15 protein-coding genes are annotated in these 14,758 nt (G+C 43.0%); 2 read left to right on the top strand and 13 right to left on the bottom strand.

What is annotated here, in order from left to right; translation table 11 throughout:
- Positions 1 to 21: 21 nt before the first annotated feature.
- From ACAM39_RS03485 to ychF, 10 genes are all read right to left on the bottom strand, one after another.
- Complete coding sequence (locus ACAM39_RS03485) at positions 22 to 2,187, bottom strand: HD domain-containing protein (RefSeq protein ID WP_369628562.1); 2,166 nt, start codon at positions 2,185 to 2,187, stop codon at positions 22 to 24.
- A gap of 356 nt (positions 2,188 to 2,543) precedes the next feature.
- Positions 2,544 to 2,810: a DNA-directed RNA polymerase subunit omega gene (gene rpoZ / locus ACAM39_RS03490; protein ID WP_036601878.1), complete on the bottom strand. Its 267-nt coding sequence runs from the start codon at positions 2,808 to 2,810 to the stop codon at positions 2,544 to 2,546.
- 81 nt (positions 2,811 to 2,891) lie between these two features.
- Positions 2,892 to 3,326 (bottom strand): ClpXP protease specificity-enhancing factor, encoded by a 435-nt coding sequence (locus tag ACAM39_RS03495; protein ID WP_315264002.1) that lies wholly within the window; start codon positions 3,324 to 3,326, stop codon positions 2,892 to 2,894.
- 25 nt (positions 3,327 to 3,351) lie between these two features.
- Positions 3,352 to 3,963, bottom strand: coding sequence for a glutathione S-transferase N-terminal domain-containing protein (locus ACAM39_RS03500; RefSeq protein ID WP_159374404.1), 612 nt, complete (start codon positions 3,961 to 3,963; stop codon positions 3,352 to 3,354).
- Between the two features lie 171 nt (positions 3,964 to 4,134).
- Positions 4,135 to 4,848 (bottom strand): cytochrome c1, encoded by a 714-nt coding sequence (locus ACAM39_RS03505; protein WP_369628238.1) that lies wholly within the window; start codon positions 4,846 to 4,848, stop codon positions 4,135 to 4,137.
- Positions 4,848 to 6,065: a cytochrome b gene (locus tag ACAM39_RS03510; RefSeq protein ID WP_175405749.1), complete on the bottom strand. Its 1,218-nt coding sequence runs from the start codon at positions 6,063 to 6,065 to the stop codon at positions 4,848 to 4,850. The genes ACAM39_RS03505 and ACAM39_RS03510 overlap by 1 nt, the downstream gene beginning before the upstream one ends.
- Before the next feature lie 19 nt (positions 6,066 to 6,084).
- Entirely contained in the window at positions 6,085 to 6,669 is a 585-nt protein-coding gene (gene petA / locus ACAM39_RS03515; protein WP_065263382.1) for a ubiquinol-cytochrome c reductase iron-sulfur subunit, read from the bottom strand.
- A 250-nt stretch (positions 6,670 to 6,919) separates the two neighbouring features.
- Positions 6,920 to 7,306: a 30S ribosomal protein S9 gene (gene rpsI, locus ACAM39_RS03520; RefSeq protein WP_036601893.1), complete on the bottom strand. Its 387-nt coding sequence runs from the start codon at positions 7,304 to 7,306 to the stop codon at positions 6,920 to 6,922.
- Between the two features lie 10 nt (positions 7,307 to 7,316).
- The gene (gene rplM / locus ACAM39_RS03525) at positions 7,317 to 7,745 is read right to left on the bottom strand and encodes a 50S ribosomal protein L13 (RefSeq protein ID WP_036601896.1); all 429 of its coding nucleotides are present in this window, start codon (positions 7,743 to 7,745) and stop codon (positions 7,317 to 7,319) included.
- Between the two features lie 206 nt (positions 7,746 to 7,951).
- Entirely contained in the window at positions 7,952 to 9,043 is a 1,092-nt protein-coding gene (ychF, locus tag ACAM39_RS03530) for a redox-regulated ATPase YchF (RefSeq protein ID WP_159769376.1), read from the bottom strand.
- Between the two features lie 341 nt (positions 9,044 to 9,384).
- On the opposite strand from ychF, the gene rsmA reads away from it, so the two are divergent.
- Both rsmA and ACAM39_RS03540 read left to right on the top strand, forming a co-directional pair.
- On the top strand, positions 9,385 to 10,254 hold the full coding sequence (rsmA, locus tag ACAM39_RS03535; protein WP_369628239.1) for a 16S rRNA (adenine(1518)-N(6)/adenine(1519)-N(6))-dimethyltransferase RsmA: 870 nt from the start codon (positions 9,385 to 9,387) through the stop codon (positions 10,252 to 10,254).
- Positions 10,255 to 10,303: 49 nt separating this feature from the next.
- Entirely contained in the window at positions 10,304 to 11,134 is an 831-nt protein-coding gene (locus ACAM39_RS03540) for a symmetrical bis(5'-nucleosyl)-tetraphosphatase (RefSeq protein WP_203171636.1), read from the top strand.
- Between the two features lie 7 nt (positions 11,135 to 11,141).
- Here the strand turns inward: ACAM39_RS03540 and ACAM39_RS03545 are convergent, their stop codons facing one another.
- From ACAM39_RS03545 to ACAM39_RS03555, 3 genes are all read right to left on the bottom strand, one after another.
- Positions 11,142 to 11,663 carry a thioesterase family protein gene (locus ACAM39_RS03545; RefSeq protein WP_369628240.1) on the bottom strand — a complete coding sequence of 174 codons (522 nt, stop codon included), beginning with the start codon at positions 11,661 to 11,663 and terminating at the stop codon, positions 11,142 to 11,144.
- 132 nt (positions 11,664 to 11,795) lie between these two features.
- Positions 11,796 to 13,262, bottom strand: coding sequence for a transglycosylase SLT domain-containing protein (locus tag ACAM39_RS03550; protein WP_369628241.1), 1,467 nt, complete (start codon positions 13,260 to 13,262; stop codon positions 11,796 to 11,798).
- Positions 13,263 to 13,959: 697 nt separating this feature from the next.
- Positions 13,960 to 14,736, bottom strand: a complete 777-nt coding sequence (locus ACAM39_RS03555) for a Nif3-like dinuclear metal center hexameric protein (RefSeq protein ID WP_472828225.1) — start codon at positions 14,734 to 14,736, stop codon at positions 13,960 to 13,962.
- Positions 14,737 to 14,758 lie beyond the last annotated feature (22 nt).

Genomic DNA, 14,758 nt, shown 5'->3' on the forward strand with positions numbered 1-14,758 from the left:
TCCTATTACAGTATGATGGGTTTATAAAATATCTTTATTTCTTGGCGCAGACGTGTTTTGGCTCTGAGAAAGTAGCACTTCGTCATTCCATTGATACAGTCTTACAATATTGGGGTAGCCCAAGAAGGTACGGAGGCGCTGAATTAAGCTTGCAATCTGGGCACGGCTTTGCACCACCACAAACAGCAAGGTATGGCCATTACGCTGTTCAATATACTCAAAACCCGCCTGAGTATCGCGCACAATAAAGATTAAATCACTGATTTGCTCATCGGTTAAGTTTTGATTAATTTTTAACGCAGCATCAAAATAAATACGCTTCGATACTTCATCCTCACTGTTAGACACTCGCCAATGTAGCGGAATCACTTGGTATTCATTGACACGGCGAATTTCATCAATTGAAAAACATTTATGTCGATGCACCACCAAGCCATTTTTTGAAATATGCCCGACAATCGGGTCGCCATACACAGGATGACAACAGCTGGAAAAATTCATCTCCATATTGGCGGCATCCGCAATCAAGCTTTGCGGTTGGTTGGCGGCATGGGCGCTGGCTTGGTTTTTGGCAAGCTGCTCTTGGGTCAATAAGCGCGAAACGGCAATCTGCGGTAGCAATTTACCTGTGGTAAACTCCGTAAAGAACGCGCTTTTATCCTGTAAGCCACGCCAATCAAGTAGCAATTGCCATTGTTCATCACTCACATCAGCGAGTGAAAGATTTTGCGTTTTAAGCGCGCGCTCAAAGGCGGTTTTACCTTCGTGCTCTTTTTGCTCTGGATTTAAGCCTTTTAACCATTCAAACAACGCACGCCGCGCTTTATTGGTTGCCACAAAGCCCAGCCACTCCGCTTTTGGAATCGCATTGGGGTCAGTATGAATTTTGACCCTATTGCCAGTTTTCAAAATCGTACCCAGTTTGGCTTCGACGCCATTGATTTCAGCGCCCGTTGCACGGTTACCGATATGGGTACTGATAGTATAGGCAAAGTCAAGCGCTGTGGAGCCGCGCGGCAACTCATAGGCGTCACCGTTTGGGGTATAGCAAATAATTTTACGTTCGTGAAGATAATCAATCAGTTTATCGACCACCGTCACCGCATCGGATGGCTGCTCTTCGATATCGCTTTCATTGTCGGCAATCAAGTTTTGCAGATTGCGTAGAGAGGCCTGAATCACCGACTGGCTAAGTGGCGATGCTGCTTCACCCATCAAAATCCCTAAACGGGTAGTCTTGAGCATAGTTTTAGTCAGAATGACCACTTTGATGGTGTCATGGTCGTTTTTATAGGTAATGGTAAACGATTGGTTGCCCCCCGCACGTGGATGGCGAATATTGTCTTCGATACACTCAGGCGCAATTTGGTATTTATTGATAAAATACTTGGCGATTTGGTCGCATTCTTCCACTTTATCCATGACCAACATAAATTCATAATGCCACAGCAAATCGGTGATTTCGCCGCGGTTTTTAAAAAACTGGCGAAACAAAGTCACACGGTTATCGACATCTTTGACATAACCTTTAACGCCCAGTCGGCTCAAAACAATATTTAAATAATTATGAATAGCTTCTTGTTGAAAGGTGCGCCCCAAGCCATGCTGCATAAGCTTATCGGATAACTTGTTATACATGGGCGCATTTAGGCTACGATAACATAAAATCTCGATATAGTCGGCTAAATCATTAAGCCCAAGCGTACGAGCAAACGGTACATAAAAATCCAATGTTTCTTGTGCGGTTGCCTGTTGTTTTTTTTCGGGCACCGCTTCGATGGTAGTCATATTGTGCAGGCGGTCCGCCAATTTGACAATCAACACGCGCGGATCTTCTAGCGTTGCAGTAATAATGCGATAAAAAGTCGCGGCTTTATTGATATGTTTTTCATTGGAGGATTTTAATTTGGTGACACCATTGACGATTTGGGCAACTGGCTTGCCAAATTCTCGGGTCAAATCTTCTTCAGTGGTAGGCGTATCTTCAACGGTATCATGCAAAATCGCCGCCACGATGGTATCGACATCCATGCGAAAACTACCCAAAATCTCCGCTACCGCCATAGGGTGGGTGATATAAGGCTCGCCAGATTTGCGTTTATCTTTGATATGGGCTTGGTCGCCAAAGGCACAGGCTTTGAGAACAATTTGCTGTTCGTCATCATCCAAATAATCCAATACACGCATTAGGTCAAACTGTGCAATATCCACATCAGGATGGCTTAATTTTGGTAAAGTTGATATATTCAAAAATGCGCCCTCAACGTACGATCGATAGGTTTAACCTGCTAAAAAATTCATATTGTCCTGGTCAGCAGTTAACTCTATCATAAAAAACGGTTGGATAAAAATAGCTGGTATCAAACCAGCTAAAGTTAGCAAAAACGTATTATAAAGATATCTTAATTATTCGCAAAATTACTGCGAATTGTCAAGCTAAGTTACATATAATTCCAAGATTCATTCAATTAAAAAGTCACCCGAAAAAGGTGACTCTTTATAAAATAATAGTCGCTAACTATTAACAGTGGCTTAAGCTAGCCTTAGAATCCATGACCACTTGAAATGCTCAAATCAACATGGTGAAATTTGTTAGGCAATTCGCGCTCAGGTTGGTTTAAAATCTCTTTAGTCACAAGGCCTTCAGCGATTTCGCGTAGGGCAAGTACGGTTGGTTTATCATTTTCACGCTCAACCATAGGTTCTGATACACCGCGTGCGATTTGGCGCGCACGTTTACTGGCAACAAGAATTAAATCAAAACGGTTGTGGATATTTTCTAGACAATCTTCTACAGTGACACGTGCCATGACGATGGTTATCCTATTCAAAACTAAAAAAGTAATTGATTATTTTAACAAAATTAAACCCATATTGCCAGTGACAATCCACTAATCCAAGATTTTTAACCCTGCTTTGTTTTGACGTTTTGGGCGTTGTGTATCGGTGGATTGGGCTGGTTGACTGGCGTTGATTTCAGATTGTGGCGCATTATCGTATTCCGTTGGGTCAAAGAACATGCCTTGTGAATTTTCTCTGGCATAAATCCCCATCACCGCTTGCATCGGTACCCATAATTCTTGCGAAACACCGCCAAATCGCGCATGAAAATTAATAAAATCATTATTAATGACCAAATTACCTGTAGCCCGGCTGGCGATATTGAGGACGATACGACCATCTTGCACATATTCGATAGGCACCGTGACATTGGGCTGTGTGGCATCGACCATGATATGTGGGGTTAAGTTATTGTCTTCAAGCCATTCAAAAATAGCGCGTACCATATAAGGGCGAGTCGGGGTTAGTTGAAAGTCGTTTTCCATGGTGATTCTCTTATTTTAATGATTACTATTTTAAACTAGTTTTAAACGTTGGGCGATTAAACATCCGCTCCATATATTGATACAACGGACGGCACAGGTGCAGCGGCAATTCAATACCCATGGGTTTTAAGCGATATAAAATCGATGATAAAATGCAATCACATACACCCATGGTATCTGAAAGAAAAAAAGCTTTATGGGCAAACAGCGGCGCTATGGTAACCAGTGATTCAGTCAGTTGCTTTCTGGCAATATTTGCTTGATTGACATCTAATGTATCTTTATGGGTTAATAGCGTATCTGCCAATTTAATCCAGTCTTTCTCAATGCGCCACCATAATTGACGGTATTGTGCCTTTTCAATCGGATTTTCAGGTAGCAGTTTGTTCTGATGATAGCGCTCTTCAAGGTATTCAAAAATAATACGATTGTTATATAAAATCAATTCACGATGAATAAATACCGGTAGCGTGTTGTAAGGGTTGATATCAGGTAAATCTTCGGCAAAATCCTCATCATCACGAATGTTCGTCTCGCTAAATTCTATTTTTTTCTCAAGTAAAACCAGTCTTAATTGGTGACTTAGATAGCCATCATCGGCATAAATCAACGGGGTATTCGAAGTAGGGGTCAACATAGTTAAAAATAATAAGCTGTATCAGCGTAAAGGATAAGCCTAGCTTAAAATGACTGAATTAGCAATAACTGTGAAAGTTATCGTAGCAACCAAGCAATAGATGCGCATAAAAAAAGGCAGCCTAAGCTACCTTTTTTTATATCAACCATTATTTAATTTTTATATCAACCCTTATTTAACGTCTTTCCAAAATTCTTTATTGAGTAAGTACACTGGAATTAGTAACGCAAGTAAGAATAAGATGACCCAAAAACCATATACTTTACGTTGGTGCGCTTGCGGCTCTGCCATCCACGCCATAAAGTTGACGATATCACCAATATTACGACGATATTCTTCTTTTGAGGTGTTCATTTGCATATCATGAAGAACAAACGGCATGGCAACATTCGGCAGTACGATGTTGTTGGCACCCCAAGGACGACTTGGATCTTCATAGAAGGCTAACAAGTAAGTATAAACCCAATCATTACCACGTAGACGGGTTTCAAGTGACAAGTCAGGTGGCTGTGCACCAAACCAAGCCTTTTGAAGCTCTGGGTCTACGCCTGCATTGATATGGTCACCGACTTGGTCAGTGGTCAGCATCAAGTATTTTTCCACCAACTCTTTTGGAATGTCCAAGTCTTTGTACATTTTTGAGTAGCGAACATACTGTGCTGAGTGACAGCCTGCACAGTAACTCATGAATAATGAGGCACCACGTTGAATAGACGCTTTATTGGTCAAATCTACAGGAGCGGTTTCACACGCCAAATGCGCGTCTTTACCATCAACTGTTTTGTAAGTGCCACAGCCTTCTGCACTAGCCTGAGCTGAGGTAGCACCGAGACCCAATGCAACTGTCAAACCCAATCCAGCAACTAATTTTTTAACCGCTTTCATTAGTGACCTCCAGTTACACGTTCAGGTGGCTGTTTGCAAGTTTCAATCGATGTATAGATTGGCATTAGCAAGAAAAACAAGAAATACAAAATAGTACAAATACGTGCCACAATCGTTGCGGTATCACTTGATGGAATTACCCCTAAGTAACCTAAGATCAAGAAACTAACAACAAAGATAGCAAGCGCAATTTTTGACAAAATACCTTTATAACGCATTGAACGCACAGGCGATTTGTCTAACCAAGGCAATACAAATAAAATAGCAATTGATGCTGCCATCACAATAACACCCGGCAGGGCTGAACCAAACATAGACGGAGTTGCACGTAACATTGCATAAAAAGGCGTATAGTACCAAACAGGGGCAATGTGAGCAGGTGTCTTAAGTGGGTTTGCTGCTTCAAAGTTTGGTGGCTCAAGGAAGAAACCGCCGCCTTCTGGGAAGAAGAATACCACGGTAAAGAAAATGATAAAGAATACCACGATACCAATCATATCATGCACAGTGTAGTAGGGGTGGAAAGCCACGCCATCAAGGGGTACACCATTTTTATCTTTAAGTTTTTTGATATCAATACCATCTGGGTTATTAGAACCAACATGGTGTAATGCTACCAAGTGAACAAATACCAGACCCACTAAAATCAAAGGAATCGCAACAACGTGTAACGCGAAGAAGCGGTTTAGGGTAATACCAGAGATGATATAGTCACCTTTTACCCATTCTCCCAATGCATCACCAATAAATGGAATCGCGGCTGGTAAGTTCAAAATAACCTGCGCACCCCAGAAAGACATATTACCCCAAGGTAATAAGTAACCGAAGAAACCTTCTGCCATTAAGCACAGATAGATACCCATACCGATGAGCCAAACCAGTTCACGGGGTTTTTGGTATGAACCATATAACAAGCCACGGAACATATGCAGATACACGACCACGAAGAATGCCGAAGCACCAGTTGAGTGCATATAACGAATTAACCAACCACCTTGTACATCACGCATAATGTATTCTACAGAAGCAAATGCGCCTTCTGCACTTGGGTTGAACATCATGGTGAGCCAAATACCCGTCACTAACTGATTGACCAATACCACCATCGATAATACGCCAAAGAAGTACCAAAAGTTGAAATTCTTTGGTGCGTAATACTTTGACATATGGTATTCATAAGTTTCTGTCGCTGGAAAGCGCGCATCCACCCAATGCATAAATTTCTTTGCACTCATATTATGCCCCCACCGTTAAGATAGTACCGCTGATGCTATATTCAGGAATTGGCAAATTACGAGGCGCAGGTTGACCACTATAAACACGTCCAGCTAAGTCATACTTTGAGCCGTGACAGGGGCATAAAAATCCGCCAACCCAACTGCTGCCACCCAAATCAGCGGCACCAACTTCTGGTCGATAATTTGGCGCACAGCCTAGATGAGTACAAACCCCTTCACACACTAGAACTTCACTATTGTCTTTTGAGCGGGTATTATTTTTGCAGTAGTCAGGTTGTAATGAAGCTTCTGATTTTGGATCGGCAAGTGATGATTCTACTTTTGATAAATTATCCATCATCTCTTTGGTACGTTTGACAAGAAAAATCGGTTTACCACGATATTTGACAACAATCATTTGTCCTGCTTCGAGTTTGCTTAGGTCTTGGCTAACAGGTGCGCCCGCAGCTTCTGCTTTTGCACTTGGGTACCATGAACGCACAAACGGCGTAGCAATAGCAGCGACACCGACTGCGCCCATAGCGGCAGTAGATGCGATTAAAACTCTTCGACGCTTAACGTCGACGCCTTCGGCATGGCTCATTAAGAACTCCTCCAGATTAATGAAGTGGGTAATCATATCCCCACACTGGGTTTGTGGCTATTGTAAATCAGTTGTTACAGAATTGCCACCTTAGCTGTGCCTAAATTACGCTAATTTTGCTATTTTATGCTATTTTTGCAATAAAATAAATTACCTAAGGTAAATAAAAAAGACCCTTGCGGTAAACAAGAGTCTTTTTTGTAAACGCCAAAAAACGCGGTCGATACGAGAATTTCGACCACGAAAAATATTAACGTTTTGAGAATTGGGGACGTTTACGTGCTTTACGTAAGCCCAATTTTTTACGTTCAACTTCACGCGCGTCACGAGTCACAAAGCCCGCTTCTTTAAGCGCTGGTTTTAAAGTGTCATCTGACTCAATCAATGCACGGGTGATACCGTGGCGAATCGCGCCTGCTTGACCATTGATACCGCCACCTTTTACAGTCACATAGATATCATATTTGCTAGCAGCATCTAGTAATTCTAAAGGTTGACGAACAACCATTACTGATGTTTCACGACCAAAGTATTGATCAAGTGGTTTACCGTTGACGACGATGTTACCTGTACCCGCAGATAAGAACACACGAGCTGTTGAAGTTTTACGACGACCTGTACCGTAATTGCGTTCCATGTGTTACTCCTTAGATATCTAATACTTGAGGTTGTTGAGCCGTATGAGGATGCTCAGTACCTGAGTAAACTTTTAACTTTTTAATCATCGCATAGCCCAATGGACCTTTTGGCAACATACCTTTAACGGCTTTGTTAAGTACGTCAGCGGGTTTGTGTGCGATAAGTTTGGTAAAGTTAGTCTCTTTGATACCACCTGGATAACCGGTGTGACGGTAGTATTTTTTGTCTTGCGCTTTTTTACCAGTCACAGCAACTTTCTCAGCATTAATCACAACGATATAATCGCCTGTGTCAACGTGAGGGGTGTAAGAAGGCTTATGCTTGCCACGTAAGCGTGATGCGATTTCGCTCGCCAAGCGACCTAATGTTTTACCTTCAGCGTCGACGATGTACCAATCGTGTGTCACTTCATGTGGTTTAGCACTGATAGTTTTCATGTTTAAAAACCTTTTTGAGTTAATAGTTGAGAGTGAGTGTCTGGGAAACGAGGGCTCTCAAAATTACGAACGCATATTATAAGGATTAAGATAGTGACTTGCAATACAAGTCAAGCGTTTTTAGAAAATAAACTTGCAAAAATAGGCAACTAAAATTGCCTATTTATATCAATCATATTATGTCAATTAGCCTATGAGTACACAATTTAGACATTAAATCTAAAGTGCATCACGTCGCCATCTTGCACGATGTAGGTTTTACCTTCGAGGCGAGATTTACCTGCCGCTGCCGCGCCTTTTTCACCGTTGTATTCAATAAAATCATCAAACGCAATCACTTCGGCGCGGATAAAGCCACGCTCAAAGTCAGTATGAATCACGCCTGCCGCTTCAGGGGCAGTCGCACCGACTTTGACCGTCCAAGCGCGCACTTCTTTGACCCCTGCAGTAAAATACGTTTGCATATTAAGCAGCTCGTAACCTGCGCGAATCACACGGTCAAGCCCTGCTTCAGTCATACCCATACTTTCTAAAAACTCTTGTTTTTCATCGTCATCCAGCTGGGCGATTTCAGATTCGATTTGGTTGCACAGTGCGACGACCAACGCATCATCTTTTGCCGCAAATTCCCGTACTTGGTCAAGATAAGGATTGTTGTCAAAGCCATCTTCCGCCACGTTGGCAATATACATGGTCGGTTTTAGGGTGATTAAACCATAGCTGCGGATGATTTTTTTCTCATCCTCATCCAGATTTGCCATGCGCGCAGGCTTACCATCGGCTAAAAATGGCTCAATTTTGTTAAACACATCGAGCATAGCTTTGGCGTCTTTATCACCGCCTTTGGCTTTTTTACCGACATTGATAATCGCACGGCTCACGGCTTCAAGGTCAGCTAGGGCAAGTTCGGTGTTGATGGTTTCGATATCGGATAATGGGTTGACGCGTCCATCGACGTGAATCACATTGTCATCATCAAAACAGCGCACCACATGGGCAATCGCATCTGTTTCACGGATATTGGCTAAGAACTGATTACCCATGCCTTCGCCTTTGGATGCGCCTGCCACAAGACCTGCGATATCCACAAACTCCATTGAGGTGGGCACAACGCGCTCAGGTTTGACGATATCGGCAAGTTGTTTGAGACGTGGGTCGGGTACAGGCACAATCCCAGTATTGGGATCTTTGGTACAAAACGGGAAGTTTTCTGCCGCAATCCCAGCTTTGGTCAATGCGTTAAACAGGGTTGATTTACCAACATTTGGCAGTCCGACGATACCACAATTAAAGCCCATACAATGCTCACTAAATAAAGGATTAGTTAAATTGGTTGCATTATAACAACTTAGTCATCAGAATTCGACAGGCGATTGACGCATCAAAAAATAGACCCATCAAAAATTTAACCCATCAAAAATTTGTAGCATGATATAAACTAAAAAAATTCAAATTAAGCGATTGGGCAGATTGTTGTCATGCTATTGCGAGCGTCTCGAGTTGTCATGAAATTGTCATGATTGAAGGTCAAGCTATGCTATAATGAGCAGTTTGATAGTGATTTGTGTCTGATTACGGTGAATGTTATCGTAGACTGCACAACATTGATAATTATTTCATTTTTATAGGAATGTGTTGAGTGACGGTCTCTGCTTTTTTATCGCATCAGCCTAGAAAACGTTTTGGGCAAAATTTCTTACATGATCAGGTGATTATTGGGAGAATTATTGACAGTATTCATGCAGGTCGCGATGATTTGATGGTTGAAATTGGTCCAGGCATGGGCGCGATTACTGAGCCGCTACTCAAGGAAGTCAATCGCTTGACCGTTGTCGAGCTTGATACCGATTTGGCAGACAGCTTGCGCATTCGTATTGGTGCCAATAGCAATGAGGGCTTAACCATTGTCAAAGCCAATGCTATGGAAGTGGATTACCGTGCGCTATTCCAGCAAATCATTGGCGATAACCCTAATGCTGCGCCTGACAAAAAAATGCGCATTGTGGGTAACTTGCCATACAATATTTCTACGCCGTTATTGTTTCATTTACTAAGTTTTGCCGATGTCATTGAAGACATGCATTTTATGCTACAAAAGGAAGTGGTGGATCGCATCACCGCAGCGGTGGATAGCCGAGAATATGGTCGTTTATCCATCATGATGCAGTATTATTGTGAAACTGATTATTTACTGACGGTGCCAAATGGGGCATTTAACCCCCCACCCAAAGTGACGAGTGCGGTATTTCGACTCAGACCTTATCAACAAAAACCGATTGTGGCTGACGATGAAAAGCTGTTTGCCCTTGTGGTGCGTGAGGCATTTAATCATCGCCGTAAAACACTGCGGGCGATTTTTAAAAAGTCGCCGATTTTGCCTGCGGTCACAGAACACCAGCTTGTGGCGTGGGGACTTAATCCACTGGCGCGTCCTGAGACGTTATCAGTACAAGATTTTGTGACCTTGTCTAATGGCATCGCGGCAAACGGCATGGCGGCAAATGGTTAATTTTTTTATAGCTGTTTAAAATTTTACTTTAAAGATGTTATGAGGTGTTATGGGTTTTCGACATCAATTTGTCATTGGCGATATTCAAGGCTGTTATGCCGATTTGCAGGCACTGCTCAAGCAGATTGGTTTTGATGAAAAGCAAGATAAATTATGGTTTGTCGGCGATATCGTTGCACGCGGTGAAGACTCGCTGAGCGCGCTGCGTCTGGTAAAACGTCTTTGCCAAGCCGGTGCTGCCGAAATGGTGTTGGGCAATCATGATATTAACTTAATCGCGGTATGGCGTGGTGTCATAAAGATTAAGAAAAAGGATAGAACCCAAGCGATTTTTGACGCCCCAGATTGTGATGAATTACTCAATTGGCTTCGTCGCCAGCCGCTGCTTGTCTATCCTAATGATAAAACTGTGATGGTGCATGCAGGCATCCCACCAAACTGGAGTATTACCCAAGCAGCCATGCATGCGTCAGAATTGCAAACTCAGCTACAAAGTAGCTTATGGCAACTCGATAGACTGCTGCCAAACCTGTATAGCGATACCGCTGTTCCTTGGTCAAATATGCTGACAGGCTACGCGCGTATGCGAGCGATTTGCAATTATTTTACCCGTATGCGCCTGTGTCAAATGGACGGGACGCTAGAGTTTAGCTTTAAATCCAGTCTGGATGATAAAATGCCAGAGGGGTTTCGTCCGTGGTTTGAATGGCAAGTGCCGCGCGAACGCAAAATCTTATTTGGTCACTGGGCAGCGTTAAAAGCCAAAGTGGATTTGGCAAATGCCAGAGCCACGGATGCCGGGTGTGTGTGGGGCGGTAGTATGATGGCATACCGCCTAGAAGATGAGCAAGTTACCTGTCAAACTTGTAAAGCAAAATAACCAAAAGTTACCGAGCGAGCTGCAGCAGCTGTACAAATGCTTTGGGCAAACGGGTAGGGCGAACTTGGGTTTGCCCTTTTTCATCTTTATGGGTAGCCACGCATACAATACTTATCTCGGTTTGGCTTAAAAGCTGCTGGTGGGTATCATAAATTCGCTGCTCAAGCTGTAATGACGCAGATTTGCAGTCTGCTGTCTCAATCACAACGGTGACTTCGCTATCAAGCAGAATCGGACGCACATAACGGATGTTGGCTTGGCTGACTACAAATTGGATATCTGGTTTGCCACTATCGCTATGGTGAGTAACGTCGTGACTCACAGCCTCGGCTGAATGCGCTTGATAAAAATAACTGGTCATCCCCAATTCACGTAACCAATCGCGACGACAACGCTCAAACAGCTTTAAATGATTGGCGTGATACACAATCCCGCCTGCATCGGTATCTTCCAAATAAATACGGTATTGGGTGGTATAAACAGGCTGAGTGCTTGATTGAGTGTGGGGCTGATTCTGGAGCTTGGTCACGTGCTATCCTTAGGTTAATAATGTTAACAGTAAGTCAGTAATTTTTAAAAACGACGAAGTGATAGCATAAGAAAAAGAATGGCGTTAAACCATTCTTTTTTGAAAATGTGTAGTTTTTTATACCCACACGCATCAAGTCAATTGACGATGATTGACTTTGTCCAATTTTAACGCTTCCAAATAACTGCGGATATGGGTGACGTAATCTAAGCACTGCACGTAACGGCTATTGCTTTGACTATTGACTTTTAAATACTGATACACGGCTGCCCAATTGTTGCTATCAATACCGCGCTTTTGCAAAATCTGCTGGATATCTTTAATCGCTTGTGGACCCATATTGTATGCCGCTAGGGTAAACCATACTCGCTCCGATGCTGGCACTTGGGCAAATTCATGTTGCAGCTGACTGAGATACTTAGCGCCGCCTTGGATGCTCTGGGTCGGGTCAGTCCGATTATCAACGCCCATCGCATCGGCAGTGGCATTGGTCAGCATCATGATACCGCGCACACCCGTTGGCGAAGTGGCTTCTGCATCCAGATGCGATTCTTGGTACCCCATTGCCACAAGCAGTTCCCAATCAAGACGGTATTTGTTTGCGGTCTGCTTAAAAGATGGTTCATAAATGGGCAACACGCGTGTCATGGTATCGGCAAAGTGTTGTTGATTAAACGGCTCTGCCAATGCTGTTTGACTATAAAACGCCGCTAAATGTTGGTTACGGGTGAGCGATTGACCGCCACACAGGAAGTTTTTTACATCATTGTTGAGTTTGGCATCATTGGGGTTTAGCTGTATGGCAACATGTTCGTTGAGCCCCTGCTTTGATAAATAATCTTTGTCACAGCTTAGACTCAGCGATGATAACGCAGTCGCATTTTGATAATCTGACCCATTGGTCAAGGCGATATCGGCTTTACCCGTTTTGACAGCCGCCATCGCGTCCGCATCACTGGCAAACACTTGTGTGCTCAGGGTAACATCCAATCGCTTGGCATAATGGCGCATGACATCATAGCCAAAGCCGTGCTCAAAACCATCTTGAGCAAAATAAGTGGTATTACCATTGACGGTGGCAATACGCAGCTGCTTTTGAGATAGGATACTATCAAAAGTCGCCATTTTTGGTGCTGCAACCATGCTAGTAGGTGAGGCAAGGGTATTGATAGCATTGCCATTAACGACTTTGTCAGTAACACCCATCTGGGTGGCAACATAAGCTAAGGGCAAACCAATCCCCATCACAGCTGCCAGCTTTTTACTGGCGCCCAACCATTTTAGCGGCTTGATAAAGCGATTAATGAGCCGAGCGGACGGATTAGCCAGTTGCGCCAAATCTTGCACATGGCTATACACCGCTGGCACACAAGACTGGGCAATTTTTGGCGACATCACCCCACCCAAACAAGGCTTGAATTGAATCGGGAAGAATTGCAAGCGTTTAAATTGGGTCGCGTATTTACTAAAGCGTAATAAAGGGTGTTGAAACGGGTATAAAGTTAAAGGGCTTAAAAATGCTTTGACCGACATCGAAATCGACGCAGGATAGGTCAAAGCCAAATCATCACAATACTCAAATGATGAGTTTAGCGGCATGTGTCACTCCACGGTGCACATACGTTAGATACGTTAAATTAATAAAAAACAACTATGCCAAATGAAAACATTTTATGAAACTAAGAACCGAATCGATAGTTAAACCTAGTATCCGTTAAACTAAGCAACCGTTAAACTAAGCACCAGTCAAACCAAGTACCAGTTAACTAAGTACTAATTTACTAAGCACCAGTCAGCCAAGCCACATAAGTACATGGCTTCTAACTATCTAACTCTATCCTAACTCTCACCAAAAAAGCTTCCATCCAAAATAGGTCGTTATTAACTTAACGCTAAAAAAAGAGCCAAACAGGTTGGCTCCCCTTATACCTAGGACGGTGATAATTCCCTATCCATCGTAGAAAACTATCGAAATAAATAATAATCAAGTACAACCCGAAAAAGGGTTAAAATTTTTGTAAATACCGGCGAACTAAAAAGTATTTAATAAGCCCAAGCACTTACCTAAAGAATTTAACGTAGGGTAACGTATGGCACGCATAAAATAAATAAACAATAACAATATTTACTGCATGGCATTACAGTTAGTTATATGAAACAATGGGGGTATTGTAGTGAAATTAAAGTTACCCGTCATGTTTTTGAACGTAACGAAAGGCAAATTTATGATAAAAAGCGTAAAAAACCCGCTAAAATGCAATTAACGGGTAATAATTACTCAATAAACTGCCCGATTTTACACGGGATTATCGATATCGACAAAATCAACGGTTAAGGCAAGATTTTCTTTGACATAATTCCCCAATGCAAGCACGCCACCTCGCTCAGTGGCATGATGTCCACAGGCAAAATAATCAATACCCAGCTCACGGGCTATGTGAGTGGTTCGCTCTGATACTTCACCCGAGATATAGGCTTGACAACCCATTTGGGCTGCTTGCTCAATCATATCTTGTGCGCCACCCGTACACAGACCGATGCGCGAAATTGTTTGATTACCCCCAGATAGATGTAGGGGCGGACGGCTTAACGCAGTCGATAGTTTGTTGGTGAGCGCTGCAATCGACAATGGCGCTGCTAAATTCACGATATTACCAATCGGATGTTTTTCATTAGGGTATAGCGGCGACAAATCAGTCCAGCCCAGTGCTAACGCTAATTGGGCGTTATTGCCCAATTGGGGATGGGCATCTAACGGTAAATGATAAGCCAGTAAGGAAATACCGTGTTGCATCAACAAACGAATACGCTTGCCTTTCATGCCAATTAACGGCGCAGGTTCACCTTTCCAAAAATAGCCATGATGCACCAAAATCGCTTGGGCGTTGTGCGCAATCGCTTGTTCAATCAATGCCTCAGAGGCTGTGACACCGGTGAGGATGTGCTGTATCGGCTGTCCACCATCCACTTGCAAACCATTGGGGCAATAATCTTGGAATTCATTAATTTTTAATAGCTCATTTAATCGATGAGCCAATTGAGTCGGACTCATTGAGGTCGCAGGTTGGTTCATTGTAGTTTCCGAAAAAGTCATC

The sequence above is a fragment of the Moraxella sp. K02 genome (assembly GCF_041154755.1).
Taxonomy (GTDB): Bacteria; Pseudomonadota; Gammaproteobacteria; order Pseudomonadales; family Moraxellaceae; genus Faucicola.

Coding starts and splice junctions, on each gene's coding strand:
- ACAM39_RS03485 (WP_369628562.1), bottom strand. CDS start 2,187: ATGCGTGTATTGGATTATTTGGATGATGACGAACAGCAAATTGTTCTC.
- rpoZ (WP_036601878.1), bottom strand. CDS start 2,810: ATGGCACGTGTCACTGTAGAAGATTGTCTAGAAAATATCCACAACCGT.
- ACAM39_RS03495 (WP_315264002.1), bottom strand. CDS start 3,326: ATGGAAAACGACTTTCAACTAACCCCGACTCGCCCTTATATGGTACGC.
- ACAM39_RS03500 (WP_159374404.1), bottom strand. CDS start 3,963: ATGTTGACCCCTACTTCGAATACCCCGTTGATTTATGCCGATGATGGC.
- ACAM39_RS03505 (WP_369628238.1), bottom strand. CDS start 4,848: ATGAAAGCGGTTAAAAAATTAGTTGCTGGATTGGGTTTGACAGTTGCA.
- ACAM39_RS03510 (WP_175405749.1), bottom strand. CDS start 6,065: ATGCATTGGGTGGATGCGCGCTTTCCAGCGACAGAAACTTATGAATAC.
- petA (WP_065263382.1), bottom strand. CDS start 6,669: ATGAGCCATGCCGAAGGCGTCGACGTTAAGCGTCGAAGAGTTTTAATC.
- rpsI (WP_036601893.1), bottom strand. CDS start 7,306: ATGGAACGCAATTACGGTACAGGTCGTCGTAAAACTTCAACAGCTCGT.
- rplM (WP_036601896.1), bottom strand. CDS start 7,745: ATGAAAACTATCAGTGCTAAACCACATGAAGTGACACACGATTGGTAC.
- ychF (WP_159769376.1), bottom strand. CDS start 9,043: ATGGGCTTTAATTGTGGTATCGTCGGACTGCCAAATGTTGGTAAATCA.
- ACAM39_RS03540 (WP_203171636.1), top strand. CDS start 10,304: ATGGGTTTTCGACATCAATTTGTCATTGGCGATATTCAAGGCTGTTAT.
- ACAM39_RS03550 (WP_369628241.1), bottom strand. CDS start 13,262: ATGCCGCTAAACTCATCATTTGAGTATTGTGATGATTTGGCTTTGACC.
- ACAM39_RS03555 (WP_472828225.1), bottom strand. CDS start 14,736: ATGAACCAACCTGCGACCTCAATGAGTCCGACTCAATTGGCTCATCGA.